Consider the following 14,496-nt stretch of genomic DNA (forward strand, 5'->3'; position numbering starts at 1 on the left):
GGGCGGCCCAGGTCAGGCCAGGCGCTCGGGCACTTCGTTCGCCTGGCCGGTGAGCGTTTCGGCGGTGGCAACCGCTTCCCACGGGAACACGAACCAGCGCTTGTCGGTGGTGCGATCGATCGTCTGCACCGCATAGTCGACCGTTTCCTGCGACACCGCGTTGTTGATCATCACCGCAAAACGCAGATTGTCTTCCACCGTGTCGTGCGCGCGCAGCAGGCGGCGGACCTGGGCAATGGTCCGGCCGGAATCGTTGATGTCATCGATGATCAGGATGCGCTGGCCGGCCTTGGTCATCGTGGCCAACTTGACCAGCAGTTCATCGGCAAAACCGGGAACCTTGGCCGACTGGTCGATCGACAGCATCGGTACGTTGAGAATCTGGCTCATGTAAACCGCCGGTACCAGGCCGCCGCGGCCGATGCCGACGACGAAATCCGGCTTCCAGTCACCCGTGCCCACGGTTTGCGACAGCGTGAGCACGATCGCCAGGAAATCGTCATAGGCGATATAATCGAAAACCGGCTGGGTCATGGCGCATGTCCGCGTGGAAAGGGAAGGTCTGGTGGCGGATGCCTGCCGATGCGGCGGCCCCCGATTCGAAGAAGCCGCCCTTACAGGCTTGCTCAACTCGGGTCCATATAGTCCAGCGCGGCAAAGCTGTTCTGGATTTCCTGCAGCACGACATCGGCGGCATAAGACGTGGCGCGCGATGTGGCGGTACATAGCGCCAGCGTCATCGGCTTTAGCACCGGATCGGTGAGTGGCACGAACGCCAACTGGCCAGCGCGCACTTCGTTGGCGACGTCGAGCGAGGTCAACAGGCCGATGCCGACCCCTTCCAGCACCAGCGAGGTGATCATCTGGATATTGTCCGACGAAGACTTGCGATCCAGCGGCATCTTCGATGTTCCGGCCAGCACCTGGACCTGCTGGGCCACCGCGAGTGGCGGGGCGGGCAGGATCATCGGCATGCCGGCGCAGGCGGAAAACCGGGCGGAACCTTGCCGCGCAAACGGATGATCGGCCGGCACGACAAAACCCAGGCGGATATTGGCATAGGCCAGCACGGTGAGATCGCGAAACGTCTGCGGATCAAAGCAGATGCCGAAATCCACCTCGCCACTGGCGATCGCCCCGCGAATGTGTTCGTTGGCCATGACCCGCACATCCACCGAAATGCCGGGATAGCGGTTCTGGATCGCGCGGAGGCGCGCCGGGATATAGCCCTTGGTCAGCGCGTCCATGATCGCCAGCGTAACATGCCCGCGCTTGAGCCCGCGCAGATCCTCGATCTGGGCGCGCACCTCGCTCAGCCCCTTTTGCCAGCGGGCGCCGGCGGCCATGACGATTTCACCCGCTGCCGTCAGGCGCAGGCCGGTGGGCAGGCGTTCGAACAGCGGCATGCCCAATTCCGCCTCGGCATTGAGGATCTGGCGGTCGATGGCCGAGGCCGAGACATTGAGCTCGTCGGCCGCCTTGCGGATCGAGCCGAGCCGGCCAACGGTCATGAAATAGCGCAGGAAGCGGGAAAACGCTGGCATCTAGGGCTCTCTAATTTTTGCAACGCTCTGTCAAATTCATTGTGATTGATTGCAACACACTATGTCCTTTAGCAAGTTCCAGACACAAAATATCATTCAGGGAACGTGTTTTGGGGCGTATCACGGCAAGACTCTCCGGCAGGCAGGCCGGGGGCAGGAAAAGGCTTGTGGCCAGAAGCCGTGCGGTCTGCGCGGCGCTGGCCCTGGGTCTTTTTGCCGCTGCGCCTGCCGTGCGCGCGGCGGAGCCGGCGCTGCCGGTGGTGCCGGCGGTGCAGCCGATCCCGGTCAAGGTCATGGTCATCGCCAACTTCGAACCGGGCGCCGACGTTGGCGATGCCCCCGGTGAGTTTCAGCTCTGGGCCGAGCGGGAGCATTTGGACGAGGTGATCCCGGTGCGTGGCGCGTTGCACCCGCTGCGCCGCAATGCGGCTGGCCTCTACGGCATGGTCTGGGGCGACGCGCATTCGCTGGTGGTGACGCCAGAGGTGCAGCTGATGGCCCTGCTGCTCGATCCGCGCTTTGATTTCACCCACACTTATTGGCTGTTCACCGGCATTTCCGGCGTCGATCCGCAGGCCGCCTCGGTCGGCAGCGCGGCTTGGGCGCGCTGGGTGGTGAGCGGCGACGCATTGCGCGAATTTGCCGAGAGCGAGGTGCCCAAGGGCTGGCCCTATGGCCTGTTCGCCATTGGCGCCAAGGCGCCCGGGCAATTGCCACAGGCGGCAGACAGCTTTGCCGGAATGAGCGATACCGGTTCGCTGGGCATGGCCGTGCCGCTCAACCAGGGCTTGGCGAACTGGGCCTTTGCGCTGAGCAAGGACACACCGATCCCGGATACACCGGCGCTCAAGACGGCGCGTGCGCAGTGGAAAGGCTTTCCCCAGGCGCAGCGTCCACCGTTCGTGCTGATGGGCGAAACGCTGGGCACGCTGCGCTATTGGCCAGGCGCCGGGCGCACGCAGTGGGCGCGCGACTGGGTCAAGCTGTGGACCCACGGCCAAGGCCGCTTTGTGATGACCAACATGGAAAGCCAGTTGATGGCCGGCACCATGCTCGCCGCCAGCCAGGCTGGCGTGGTCGACATGAAGCGGGTGATGGTGCTGCGCAGCGCCAGCAACCCGTCGATGCCGCCGCCGGGCCATTCGCCGCTCGCCAGCGTGGGTGACGAAGGGCCGGGGCAGGTGGCGGCGTACGAGGCGAACTATCGCGTGGGCGCCGTGGTGGTGCACCGTCTGCTTGCCGACTGGGTCCGTTATCGTGACAGCGTGCCGGATGCGGCCCAGCCATGAACGGCACACGGTGACCCACCGACGCGCCATGGTGTCGCTGGCCCTGGCCGGCATGGCATTGGCCCTGGGCAGCGCGGCGCCCGTCGCGGCGCGTTCGCTTGGTGGCGATGCCACGCGCAGCGCGCAGGTTGCGGCGATCATGGCCAAGGCCGCGCGCGATCCGGGCGAATTGCGGCTGTTCCTGCACCCCATGCCCAAAGGCGGCGATCTGCACAATCACCTGTCAGGCGCGCTCTATGCCGAAGACATGATTGCCTGGGCGGGCGCCAAGGGGCTGTGCCTGTCTGCCGATGGCAGCGGGTTTGCCGCGCCCCCCTGCGCGCCCGATGCCGATATCGCGACGCTGACCCGCACCGAGCCGGCGCGTTATGCCCGGCTGGTGGACAGCCTATCCACGCGCGGCTGGCAGAACGGCGTGGGCGCCCCTACCATCAGCGGGCACGACCAGTTCTTTGCCACGTTCGATCGCTTCACCCCCGCGTTGCTGGGGCAGGAGGCCGAGGCGATGATCGCGGCGCGGCGCCAGGCGGCGGGCGAGAGATTGCTCTATCTGGAGCTGGATCACAACCCGCCAGGCCTGCTCGAGACCGCCCTGGCCGCGCCATTGCCGCCGCTCGACAGTGCCGGCCTTGCCGCGTTCCACGCCGCCGAGGCGCCGCGCCTGCTGGCCCAGCTGCCCGCGCTGCGCGCGCAGATCGATGCCGAGGAAGCTGCTGCGCGCACCGGCATGCACTGTGCCACGCCGCAGGCCGAGCCTGGCTGCGGCGTGGCGGTGCACTATCTTGCCTGGGCGCTGCGCGACGTGGCGCCGGCCGCCGTGTTTCGCGCGCTGATCCTGGCGTTTGCCTTGGCCGAAGCCGATCCGCGCTTTGTCGGCGTCAATATCGTCCAGCCCGAAGACTGGCCGGTGGCGCGCGCGGATTACGATCTGCACATGGCGATGTTCCGCTTCCTGGCGCAGCGCCATCCCGGCGTTGCCATTTCCATGCACGCCGGTGAACTCGCCTTCGGCCAGGTGCCGCCGGCAGACATGCGCGATCATATCGCAAAGGCGGTGGCGGCCGGCGCCCGGCGCATCGGCCACGGCGTGGATATCGCGTTTGAAGACCAGGGCCGCGAGACGCTGGCGCAGATGGCGCGCCAGGGCGTGGCGGTGGAGATCAACCTCACCAGCAACGCCGTGATCCTGGGCGTGAAAGGGCCGGCGCATCCGCTCTCGCTCTATCGCCGCCACGGCGTGCCGGTGGTTCTTGCCACCGATGATCAGGGCGTGCTGCGCACCGACATCACCAACGAGTTCCAGCGCGGCGTGCAAGAGCAGGGCCTGACCTATGGCGATCTCAAGGCCATGGCGCGCGCTTCGCTGGAATACAGCTTCGTGCCCGGCGCCAGCCTGTGGCGCGATCGCCATGTCGGGCAATGGGCCGCGCCGTGCAGTGGCACGGGGCAGGCTACCTCGGCCTCGCCGTGCCGCGCACTTCTGGCTGCCAGCGAAAAGGCGCGCCTGCAGATGGCGTTGGAACAGCGGCTGGAGGCGTTTGAGGACGACGCCATCAAGGCCGCCGCAATGAATAATAAAAAGTCATAAAAACAATATCATGCCCAGGGAGGGGCGTGAAGGCAGAAAAACAGCAACGGACGGCACGCCCACAGTGGCGTGGCCCGATCATGGGGGTTACGAAGAATGAGCACGTTTCAAGCACGGCTGCACAAGCCCAAGCCCGCGCGCCGCGCGATGGTCGCTCTCGCTCTGCTGGCGGGAACCGCGCTGGCCCGGCCGGCCCTGGCCGACCAGGCGGCACCAGCACCCGAAGCCGGCGATGAAAAGCCCGAAATCGTCGTGTCGGGCTCGCTCGGCGCGCTGCCGCTGAAGGATGTCGGCTCGGTTTTCGGGTTCGACAAGACGCTGGCCGAAACGCCGCGCGCGGCATCGTCGGTAAGCTCGGAACAGCTCGAACGCTTTGGCATCACGCAGATCTATGACCTGGTCAGCCAGGTACCCGGCACGTTTACCAGTTCGTTCTTCGGCACCGGCGGCGCGCTCGACATCCGCGGCACGCCCGGCGAAGTCTATTTCCGCGGCATGCTGCGCCTGGAAAATCCCGGCAACTATCCCACCCCGATTGCCGCCGCTGATCGCATCGACATCGTGCGCGGCCCGGCCTCGCCGATCTATGGCCCGTCAAAGACCGGCGGCTATATGAACTTCGTGCCCAAGACGGCGCGCGCCGCCAATGGCACCTACGCGCCCGATCCGCATGGCTTCATCGCCTATGACACCGGCAGCTGGGCACGCAGCGTGCTCAAGGGCAGCATCACTGGACCGGGCCGGATCGGCGATCACCAGTTCGGCTACAGCCTCTATGCCGAATCCGAGGATTCGGGCAGCTATTACCGCAACATCCACCCGCGCAACCTGGTGCTCTCGGCCGCGTTCGACACCGACATTACCAGCAACCTGCGCACCGAATTCGGCGGCATGTATCAAAAGTTCCGCGGCCAGCAAAACGGCGGCTGGAACCGCCTGTCGCAAGACCTGATCGACAACGGCAATTACGTCACCGGTAATGCCAGCAATTACATCACTGACAAGAATGGCAACCTGGTCAATATCGCTGCCGACGGAATGATCACGCGCGCCGAAGCGCGGGCGGCCAACGGCGGCAAGGGCCTGAGCATCTTCGGTTCGTTTGGCTGCGGCGGCGGCATCGGCGCTTCGGGCTGGACCGACGCCTGCCTCAAGGCCAACTATCCCGACCTCGCGCTCGTCAACCCCGGCACCACCAAGCTGAGCAAGCGCGACACGCTGACCGGCCCCAACGACAAGCTCAACAACGATCAGAAGACCTTCTATTTCGACCTGATCTGGACCGGGCCGGGCAAGCTGGAGATCAAGAACCAGGTCTTCTACGACGGCACCAAGAACCTCAACGAGAACTACTACGGCTTCTCGCAAAAGATCGATTCCTACGTTCTGGAAGACAAGGTAGTGATCAGCGACAGCTTCACCACGTCTGCCGGCAAGTTTTCGATCCAGGCAGCCCCCTCGCTGCGCTACACCAAGTTCAACTTTGCCGATGACTTTGGTGTCGAACTGTGGAACCGTCCCGATATCACCACGGGCTATACCGCCGCATCCACCCGCCAGCTTTCCACCGACTGCGATTGCAACTATTCCGACTATCTCAAGGGCCACTATCTCGACGTCGGTTTGGCCGGGCTGGTCGATGCCGATTTCGATTTCGGCCTCGACGTGATTGCCGGCCTGCGCTGGGACCATGTCCACGCCACGTCCACCGCGCTGCTTACCAAGTATGATCCGGCCGATTACCCCAGCGTGGCCCAAGCCACCGGCAACAACAGCGGCCTGTCGTGGAACGCCAGCGTTTCCTACAAGACGCCGATCGGCATCATTCCCTATGTCACCGCGTCGCGCCAATCGACGGTGGTGGCCGGTGAAGGCGCCGAAATCCAGCCGACCGCGATTGCCGGGGGCACGTTCCTGTCGGCCTCGCGCCTCTATGAAGCCGGCATCAAGGGTGAGTTCCTCGACAAGCGGCTCTATGCGGCGCTGTCGGTTTACAAGCAGGAGCGCACCGACGTCGTCTCCGATAGCCCGCTGACCAACCAGTCGATCCGCACCAAGGGCGTGGAAGCGGAACTGCGCTGGGCGATCGACAAGCACGCGCTGGTCACCGCGAACTACACCTATATCGACGTGGTGAATATCTCGGCGCTCACCAGCGGCGGCTATTTCAACTACTTCGGCATCGGTGACATGGTGAACGTCAAGGATCCGTCGCTCTATCTCGGCGGCAGCCAGATCGGTTACCTGTTCCCCTCGACCAACGCCCAGGCGCGGCGTCCCGGCATTCCGCACAACGTGGTGTCGGCAACCGGCACCTATGCCTTTGACAACGGCATCGCGATCAACGCCGATGTCAGCCACGTGGACTCGGTGTTCTCCAGCTATAGCCAGACGGTGCGCCTGCCGGCCTATTGGCTGGTCAATGCCGGCGCTTCGTTCACCACGGGCCACTGGATGTTCCGTGCCGTGGTCAAGAACCTCAACAACGCGCGCTATTTCCGGGCCGGTGGCCAGGATCTGTTCGGGGCCGATATCGCCCTGCCGCAGGTGCCGCGCAATTTCCAGGCGACCATCCAGTACAAGTTCTGATCCTCAGTACAGGGCGGCAATATTTTGCCGCCCTGTCAATTGCCTATCGGATATTCATGATGTTGCAGATGAAGGGCCTGCGCCACGCGGCCATCGCCTTGGCGCTCGCTGGCATGGCCACTGGCGCCCGTGCCGCCACTACTCCGGCCGTTCCGCCTGCGGTGGCCAAGGCCTTGCGATGTGCGCCGGGCGCAGCCTGCGCGGCCAAGATTCCAGTCAAAGTGGTGATCGTCACCATGTTCGAAGTGGGGCAGGACACGGGTGACGCGCCGGGCGAATTCCAGTTCTGGCGCGAGCGGCGCAAGCTGGACGTGCGCATTCCGTTCCCGCAGTCGCACCATGATCTCTATTACAATCCCGACAGCCAGATACTGGGCATTGTGACGGGCATGGGCTCGATCCGCTCGGCCACGGCCACGCTGGCACTGGGGCTCGATCAGCGGTTCGACCTGTCGCACGCCTATTGGCTGGTCGCCGGCATTGCCGGGGTTGACCCGCACCAGGCGACGATCGGCTCGGCCGTGTGGGCGCATTATCTGGTCGATGGCGATCTGGCGCACGAGATCGATGCCCGCGAAATCCCTGCCGATTGGAAGAGCGGCTATTTCGCGCTGCATTCCAATGGGCCCAATGACACAGTGCGCGACAAGCGGCCGCAGCAGGCGAACGAGGGCGAGATGTTCGCACTCAACCCCGCGCTGGCCGATTGGGCCTATGGCCTGACCAAGGACATCGCGCTGCCCGACAGCGCGCAACTGGCCGCCGCGCGCGCGCCGTTCACCGGCATGGCCCCGGCGCAGTCTCCGCCGCGCGTGATGACCGGCGACAATCTGGCCGCGATGACCTTTTGGCACGGCGGCATGATGACGCAGTGGGCGCACGATTGGGTCGATTTCTGGACAGGGGGGAAGGGCGTGTTCGTCACCTCTGCCATGGAAGAAACCGGCACGTTCCAATCGATCGATTATCTCGCGCGGATCGGCCGGGCAGATCGCAACCGGGTGATGGTGCTGCGCGGCGCGTCCAACTTCACCATGCCGCCGCCCGGCGTGGCGCCGGCCGACTATCTGCTCAAGGAAAACAACAACTATTCCGGCATGCGCGCCTCGCTCGAAGCGCTCTATACCGTGGGATCGAAAGTGGTGGATACGCTGCTGGCAGATTGGCCACGCTATGCCAAGGCGCCGCCCAAGTGAGCAACGGCGGCCTGCATAGCGGGGCGATCATCCATGCCGATGTGCTGGCAACGATGGACGATGCCGGCACCGAGATTGCCGATGGCGCGCTGATCTGGCGCGACGGCGCCATCGTTGCCTGCGGCCCCACTGCCGAGCTGGCGCCGCAACTCGCCGGAATCGAGGCAATCGACGCGCGTGGCTGCGTCGTCACGCCTGGCCTGGTCAACACGCACCACCACCTCTACCAGTCTCTCACCCGCGCGGTGCCGGGCTGCCAGGATGCCTCGCTGTTCGGCTGGCTCAAGACGCTGTACCCGATCTGGGCGCGCTATACGCCCGATGATGTCTTTGCCGCCACGCGGCTGGGCCTGGCCGAACTGGCGCTATCAGGCTGCACCCTGTCTTCCGATCACCTCTATCTCTTTCCCAACGGCGTTCGGCTGGAAGACACGATCGCCGCGGCGCAGACCATCGGCATCCGCTTTCACCCCACGCGCGGGGCGATGAGCGTGGGCGAAAGCCTGGGCGGCCTGCCGCCAGACAGCCTGGTCGAGGCCGAACCGGCCATCCTCGATGACATGATCCGCGTGATCGATGCGTTCCATGATGCCGGCGAGGGCGCCATGGTCCGCGTCGGCGTGGCGCCGTGCTCGCCCTTTTCGGTAAGCCGTGAACTGATGCGCGATGCCGCGATCCTGGCGCGCGACAAAGATGTGATGATGCACACCCACCTGGCCGAAGACGCCGACGACGTGCGCTATAGCCTGGAGAAGTTCGGCTGCCGCCCGGGCGACTATGCCGAGAGCCTGGGCTGGACCGGGCCGGATGTGTGGCATGCCCATTGCGTGCAGCTTGATCCCAGCGAAATCGCGCTGTTTGCCCGCACCCGCACCGGGGTGGCGCATTGCCCCTGTTCGAACTGCCGCCTGGGATCGGGCATCGCGCCCGTGCGCGCCATGCTCGATGCCGGAGTGCCGCTGGGCCTGGGCGTGGATGGTTCCGCCTCCAGCGACAGCGGGCACCTTTTGGCCGAGGCGCGCCAGGCCATGCTGCTGCAACGCGTGGCTGGCGGGGCCGGTGCGCTTTCCGCGCGCGAGGCCCTGCGCATGGCGACGCGCGGCGGCGCCGAAATTCTCGGTCGGTCCGATTGCGGCCAGTTGCAACCGGGCAAACGCGCCGACCTGGCCATCTGGCCCGTGGCGCAGATCGCCTCGACCGGCAATTGGGACGCGCTGGCAGCGCTGGTCTTTGCCCCGCCGGCAGGGCCGCGCGATGTCTTCGTCGAAGGGCGCGGCGTGGTGCGCGGCGGCGAACTGGTGCTGTCGGCCCAGACAGAGGTCGTGGCCGGCGCGCAAGCGGCGCTCGCCCGGCTGATGGCATAGGAACGGATGATCGGCATGACGGAGGCAGCCATGGCAACAGCAGCGATACCCGAAAGCGCCGCGCCCCTATCCGGGCCGACCGAAAGCGAGCGGCGTGATCCTGCCTATGTGCCGCCGCTGCCCATGGCCGTGGCACTGGGCGTGCAGCACGTGCTGGCGATGTTCGTTTCCAACATCACGCCGCCGATCATCGTGGCCGGGGCGGCCGGGTTCGGCTTTGGTTCGGCCGATCCCTCGGCGCTGATCTACATGATCCAGGCGGCCATGCTCTTCGCTGGCGTCGCCACGCTGTTGCAGACCGTGGGGCTGGGGCCGATCGGCGCGCGCCTGCCGCTGGTGCAGGGTACCAGCTTTGCCTTCATTTCGGTGATGATCCCGATCGTGGCCGGCAAGGGCGTGGAGGGCATGGCCGCGCTGACCACTGCCGCGTTCCTGGCTGGGTTGCTCCATGCCGGGCTCAGCCGCCTGGTCGGGCCGATCCGCTTTGCCCTGCCGCCGCTCGTCACCGGGCTGGTCGTGCTGATGATCGGGCTGTCTTTGGTGCGCGTGGGCGTGGAATATGCCGCAGGCGGGGTGACGCTGCGCGGGCTGCCGGCCTATGGAGCGGCGTCGAGCTGGCTGCTGGCCGGGGTAGTCGTGTTCGCCACGCTTGGCCTCAAGTTCTTCGGGCGCGGCGTGCTCTCAACTGCTGCCGTGCTGCTTGGCCTGCTCGCTGGCTATGGCGTGGCGCTGGCTATGGGCCGCGTGGATTTCGCCCCCGTCGCGCAGGCGCACTGGCTGATGCTGCCGCGTTTCCTAGCGTTTGGCTGGGAACTGTCACCCTCGGCCATCCTCGGCTTCTGCCTGATCGGCTTCGTCTCGTCGATCGAATCGATCGGTGATGTCGAGGCGATCTGCGAAAACGGGGCAGGGCGGCGCGCCACCGATCAGGAAGTGATGGGCGCGGTGGCCGCCGACGGCGTGGGCACGGCGCTCTCTGCCCTGTTCGGCGCCATGCCCAACACCACGTTCAGCCAGAACGTGGGCCTGATCGCCATGTCGGGCCTGATGAGCCGCTTCGTGGTGACACTGGGCGCGTTGTTCCTGATCCTGTGCGGCCTGCTGCCCAAGATCGGCGCGGTGATCACCACTGTCCCGATCGAAGTGCTGGGCGGGGGCGTGATCGTGATGTTCGGCATGGTCGCGTCCTCCGCGCTCGCCATGCTGTCGAGCGTCGCATGGAACCAGCGCAACATGCTGGTGGCCGGCACCGCGCTCTCGGTCGCGCTCGGGCTCCAGCTTGAGCCAGAGGCACTAGGCCACCTGCCGGAAACGGCGCGGATACTGCTGTCATCGGGCGTCATGCCGGTGGCCGTGATCGCGCTGGTGCTCAACCTGGTGCTGCCCAAAGAGATTTAACCGCGCGCATTTTTGCAACAGAGCGTGAGAATCATTGCGTTTGATCGAACACCGCCGCGCCGCCATCATGGCGCCATCGCGTTGAAACGATAAGGTAATGCTGCCCATGGCCACGGCCCCGCTCGCATCTTTCGAACCGGTCCTCCCGCATGGTTGCACGTATACGCCGCAGGATTGGGCCATCCTGTCGCGCCATTGGTATCCCGTTGCCCTGGCGCGCGAGGTAGGCGAGGCACCGATCAAGGCGCGGCTGCTCGATCAACCTTTGGTGCTCTATCGCGCCCAGGATGCGCTGGTCATCGCGCCCGACCGTTGCCCCCATCGCGGCGTTCCGCTCAGCATGGGGCGGGGCAACGGACGCGGGGTGGAATGCCCCTATCACGGGCTGACCTTTGGCGCCGGCGGGCGCTGCGTGCATATTCCTGCGCAACCGCAACGGTCGATCCCAACGCAGTTCCACCTTCACACCTATCCGGCAGTGGAACGCTACGGCCTGATCTGGACCTGCCTCGATCCTGCAGCGGGCGCACCAGACGCAGACGCGATCATTGCCATGCCACATTGGGAAGAAGCGGGCTTTCAGCAGATTGTCTGCCCGTGGATCGATATTCGCGGCTCGGCCGGGCGGCAGATGGAGGGCTTTCTCGACGTCGCGCATTTTGCCTTCATCCACAGCGAAAGCTTTGCCGATCCCGATAATGCCCAGGTGCCCGATTATCGGCCGCGCCGCACGGCGCAGGGTTTCGAGGCGGAATATTGGAGCAACGTGGCCAACTATCCCAAGGGGGTGGACAAGGCGCCGCCGGGCTTTCGCTGGCTGCGCCACTTCCGCTGCCATGTTCCGTTCACGGCCACGCTCGAAGTCCATTTCCCCGGCGATGATCGAATGGTGATCCTCAATGCGGCATCGCCGGTTTCAGCCACGGAAACCCGCCTGTTCGTGCCGATTGCCCGCAATTTCGATACCGATCAGCCGGTGCAGGGCGTCTATGACTTCAACCGCCAGGTGTTCGAGGAAGACCGCGCCATGGTAGAGGCGCAATGGCCCGCGCAACTGCCGCTCGATCCCAGCGCCGAAGCGCACCTGACCGCTGACATGAGTTCGATGTTCTACCGCCGCGCGTTGCGCGACCTCGGCCTGCGTGGTGGCTGATCCGACAGGGCAGGGTTGGCGGAAGGGGTGGGATTCGAACCCACGGATGCTTGCACATCGGCGGTTTTCAAGACCGCTGCAATCGACCACTCTGCCACCCTTCCGGCGCGCCGCCGATAGCGGTTGTCATGCCATGCGCAAAGAGGTTTTGCACGACCATCCCCGTAAATTGTGCAGAGCGGCGATTTTTCGGCAGCCTTGGTGCCTCACCTGGGCGCGGGGGTGTTCCATTGTCGGGCAAGGCATGCAAGACAGCCTGCAATGATGGCCCAACTGATCCGTTTCGTTTCAACCGTTAATTCCTCGCGCCCGATGCCGGCCGCCGCGTGGGGCCGCCGGGCCTGGCGCCGCGTGGCGATGGGCGCGGCTTTGGCGCTGGCGGCGCTGGCTGGGCCGGCCGTGGCACAAGACAGTGAAGAGGCCGGCTTTCAGGGCTATCTGCAACTCCTGGCTGCCAAGGCGCGGGGCGCCGGGGTGCGCGAGCAGACCATTGCCAGCGTGCTGCCCGGGCTCACGTTCAACCCGCGCGTGATTGCATTCGATCGCAGCCAGCCCGGCGGTGCGCAGTCGGGCGGGGGTACGCCCTCGTTCGAGCCGTATCGCCGGCGCCATGTGGATTCGGTGCGCATTGCCAAGGGGCGGCGCATCTATGCCGAATCGATGCAGCAGATCGAGACCGTCAGCCGCCGCTATGGCGTGCCCGGCCCGGTGATCCTGGCGATCTGGGGGCATGAGAGCAATTTCGGCAGCTATACCGGCGATTTCGATCTGCCGCGCTCGCTCGCCTCGCTCGCCTTTGAAGGACGCCGGCGCGAGCTTTTCGCTGATGAGTTCGTGGCCGTGCTCAAGATGATCGATCGTGGCGTGCCCCGGCAAAAGCTGGTCGGCAGTTGGGCCGGCGCCTTTGGCAATCCGCAGTTCCTGCCCAGTGTCTATTTGCGCGTAGCCCAGGATGCCGATGGCGATGGCCTTCCCGATATCTGGGCGAGCCGGGCCGATACCATCGCCTCGATCGCCAACTATTTCCGCGATGCCGGCTGGCGCCAAGGCGAACCCTGGGGCTTTGCCGTGGCCGCGCCGGCCGGGCTCGACCGCAGCCGCCTGGGCACGGCGCTGGTCAGCCCGCGTTGCCCGCTGGTGTTTGCCCGGCACAGCCGCTGGCGCACCCTGCGCGAATGGCGGGCGATGGGCATCACGCCTCAAGCTGGCGTCTGGCCTGCGGGCGATGATACGCTCGCCACCTTTTTCGAGCCGGACGGACCAGGGCGCACCGCCTATTTGCTAACCGGAAATTATCGGGTCATCCTCGATTACAACTGCTCGAACTTTTACGCCCTGTCCGTGGGATTGCTCGCCGATGAAATCAGCCGCTGATCGCCTTCGCCTGACCGCCGCCGCCCTGGCCATCCCCTTGATGCTGGGCGGTGGCACAGCGCAGATGGCCTTTGCCCAAGCGGTCAGCGGCCCGGCCGCCGATTACCCCATGGTACTGGGCGCTCCGTTCGCGGTTGGCGGGGTGACCTATACCCCCGCCGATACGATGAACTATGATGCGGTTGGCTATGCCGTGCCCGATGCCGCAGGCGGGGGCGGGATCAGCGGCGCGCATCGCACGCTGCCATTGCCGAGCTATGTCGAAGTGACCTCGCTTGATACCGGGCGCACGATCCTGGTGCGGCTGGAACGGCGCGGGCCGATGGAAGGCGATGGGCTGGTGGCACTTTCGCCCGGCGCCATCGCGCAGCTCGGGCTGAGCGGCGCGCATTCGCCGGTGCGCGTGCGCCGCGTCAACCCGCCAGAGGGCGAACGCGCATTGCTGCGCAATGGGCAACAGGCGCCTGCCCGCATGGATACGCCGCCCGGACTGCTCACCGCGCTCAAGCGCAAGCTCGGCATTCTCCCGCCGGCCGAGCCCAAGCCCGAATTGCTCGCCGCCGCCCTGGCCGGTAAACAGCCGCCAGCCCCGGCGCCCAAGCCGGTCGTGCGCAACACCACGCCCATGCCCGCGCCGCGCCCGCCAGCGCCGTCAGCCCCCTCGGCGGCGCCAAAGGCCGTTGCCGCACCGGTACCCAAGCCCGTTACGCCTCGGCCCGAACCCAAGGCACCGGCAAAGGCAGAGCCCAAGCCTGCGCCCAAGGCCGAGCATCCGGCCGCCCCGCCGCCCCATGCCAAGGCTTATGTCGTGCAGGTGGGCGCCTTTTCTACGCGCGCCAATGCCGACAAGGCCGCACGCGAAGTGGGCGGCGCGGTGGCGCCGGCCGGCAAGTTCTTCCGCGTGCGCATTGCCGCTGGTTCGCAAGACGAGGCCAAGGCGGCTCTGGGCAAGGCGAAGCGGGCGGGCTATGCCGATGCCCAGATCCAGCGCGCGCCATAAG

The 14,496-nt window shown here is 65.9% G+C and carries 11 protein-coding genes and 1 tRNA gene; 9 read left to right on the forward strand and 3 right to left on the reverse strand.

Annotation, left to right across the window (positions count from 1 at the left end; all coding sequences use genetic code 11):
- Positions 1 to 12 precede the first annotated feature (12 nt).
- Entirely contained in the window at positions 13 to 534 is a 522-nt protein-coding gene (locus IP65_RS06230; protein ID WP_022676736.1) for a phosphoribosyltransferase, read from the reverse strand.
- A 92-nt stretch (positions 535 to 626) separates the two neighbouring features.
- Positions 627 to 1,544 carry a LysR family transcriptional regulator gene (locus IP65_RS06235; RefSeq protein ID WP_022676735.1) on the reverse strand — a complete coding sequence of 306 codons (918 nt, stop codon included), beginning with the start codon at positions 1,542 to 1,544 and terminating at the stop codon, positions 627 to 629.
- Positions 1,545 to 1,711: 167 nt separating this feature from the next.
- On the opposite strand from IP65_RS06235, the gene IP65_RS06240 reads away from it, so the two are divergent.
- The 7 genes from IP65_RS06240 (at position 1,712) to IP65_RS06270 (ending at position 12,121) form a co-directional block, all read left to right on the forward strand.
- Positions 1,712 to 2,833: a purine nucleoside permease gene (locus tag IP65_RS06240; protein WP_054131133.1), complete on the forward strand. Its 1,122-nt coding sequence runs from the start codon at positions 1,712 to 1,714 to the stop codon at positions 2,831 to 2,833.
- Complete coding sequence (locus IP65_RS06245) at positions 2,817 to 4,421, forward strand: adenosine deaminase (RefSeq protein ID WP_231627577.1); 1,605 nt, start codon at positions 2,817 to 2,819, stop codon at positions 4,419 to 4,421. Before IP65_RS06240 ends, IP65_RS06245 begins: the two co-directional genes overlap by 17 nt.
- A gap of 96 nt (positions 4,422 to 4,517) precedes the next feature.
- Positions 4,518 to 7,010, forward strand: a complete 2,493-nt coding sequence (locus IP65_RS06250) for a TonB-dependent siderophore receptor (RefSeq protein WP_054131134.1) — start codon at positions 4,518 to 4,520, stop codon at positions 7,008 to 7,010.
- 56 nt (positions 7,011 to 7,066) lie between these two features.
- Positions 7,067 to 8,206 (forward strand): purine nucleoside permease, encoded by a 1,140-nt coding sequence (locus tag IP65_RS06255; RefSeq protein ID WP_231627578.1) that lies wholly within the window; start codon positions 7,067 to 7,069, stop codon positions 8,204 to 8,206.
- Positions 8,203 to 9,570, forward strand: a complete 1,368-nt coding sequence (locus IP65_RS06260; RefSeq protein ID WP_231627579.1) for an 8-oxoguanine deaminase — start codon at positions 8,203 to 8,205, stop codon at positions 9,568 to 9,570. Before IP65_RS06255 ends, IP65_RS06260 begins: the two co-directional genes overlap by 4 nt.
- Before the next feature lie 30 nt (positions 9,571 to 9,600).
- Entirely contained in the window at positions 9,601 to 10,968 is a 1,368-nt protein-coding gene (locus IP65_RS06265) for a uracil-xanthine permease family protein (RefSeq protein ID WP_054131260.1), read from the forward strand.
- Positions 10,969 to 11,074: 106 nt separating this feature from the next.
- Positions 11,075 to 12,121: an aromatic ring-hydroxylating dioxygenase subunit alpha gene (locus IP65_RS06270; RefSeq protein ID WP_054131261.1), complete on the forward strand. Its 1,047-nt coding sequence runs from the start codon at positions 11,075 to 11,077 to the stop codon at positions 12,119 to 12,121.
- A gap of 16 nt (positions 12,122 to 12,137) precedes the next feature.
- Here IP65_RS06270 and IP65_RS06275 read toward each other — a convergent pair.
- Positions 12,138 to 12,225 (reverse strand) — tRNA-Ser (locus tag IP65_RS06275).
- 253 nt (positions 12,226 to 12,478) lie between these two features.
- Here IP65_RS06275 and IP65_RS06280 point away from each other — a divergent pair.
- Together IP65_RS06280 and IP65_RS06285 are read left to right on the forward strand one after the other, a co-directional pair.
- A complete protein-coding gene (locus tag IP65_RS06280) occupies positions 12,479 to 13,495 on the forward strand; it encodes a lytic transglycosylase domain-containing protein (protein ID WP_054131262.1) in 1,017 nt (338 codons plus the stop codon).
- On the forward strand, positions 13,479 to 14,495 hold the full coding sequence (locus IP65_RS06285; RefSeq protein WP_082349815.1) for an SPOR domain-containing protein: 1,017 nt from the start codon (positions 13,479 to 13,481) through the stop codon (positions 14,493 to 14,495). Before IP65_RS06280 ends, IP65_RS06285 begins: the two co-directional genes overlap by 17 nt.
- The last annotated feature ends 1 nt before the right edge of the window (position 14,496 follow it).

The sequence above is a fragment of the Novosphingobium sp. AAP1 genome (assembly GCF_001295765.1).
In the GTDB taxonomy this organism is placed as follows: Bacteria; Pseudomonadota; Alphaproteobacteria; order Sphingomonadales; family Sphingomonadaceae; genus Novosphingobium; species Novosphingobium capsulatum.

Bases quoted from the DNA above. Each gene is read 5' to 3' on its own strand.
- IP65_RS06235 (WP_022676735.1), bottom strand. From the start codon at position 1,544: ATGCCAGCGTTTTCCCGCTTCCTGCGCTATTTCATGACCGTTGGCCGG.
- IP65_RS06270 (WP_054131261.1), top strand. From the start codon at position 11,075: ATGGCCACGGCCCCGCTCGCATCTTTCGAACCGGTCCTCCCGCATGGT.
- IP65_RS06250 (WP_054131134.1), top strand. From the start codon at position 4,518: ATGAGCACGTTTCAAGCACGGCTGCACAAGCCCAAGCCCGCGCGCCGC.
- IP65_RS06285 (WP_082349815.1), top strand. From the start codon at position 13,479: ATGAAATCAGCCGCTGATCGCCTTCGCCTGACCGCCGCCGCCCTGGCC.
- IP65_RS06255 (WP_231627578.1), top strand. From the start codon at position 7,067: ATGATGTTGCAGATGAAGGGCCTGCGCCACGCGGCCATCGCCTTGGCG.
- IP65_RS06245 (WP_231627577.1), top strand. From the start codon at position 2,817: ATGCGGCCCAGCCATGAACGGCACACGGTGACCCACCGACGCGCCATG.
- IP65_RS06280 (WP_054131262.1), top strand. From the start codon at position 12,479: ATGGGCGCGGCTTTGGCGCTGGCGGCGCTGGCTGGGCCGGCCGTGGCA.
- IP65_RS06265 (WP_054131260.1), top strand. From the start codon at position 9,601: ATGGCAACAGCAGCGATACCCGAAAGCGCCGCGCCCCTATCCGGGCCG.
- IP65_RS06230 (WP_022676736.1), bottom strand. From the start codon at position 534: ATGACCCAGCCGGTTTTCGATTATATCGCCTATGACGATTTCCTGGCG.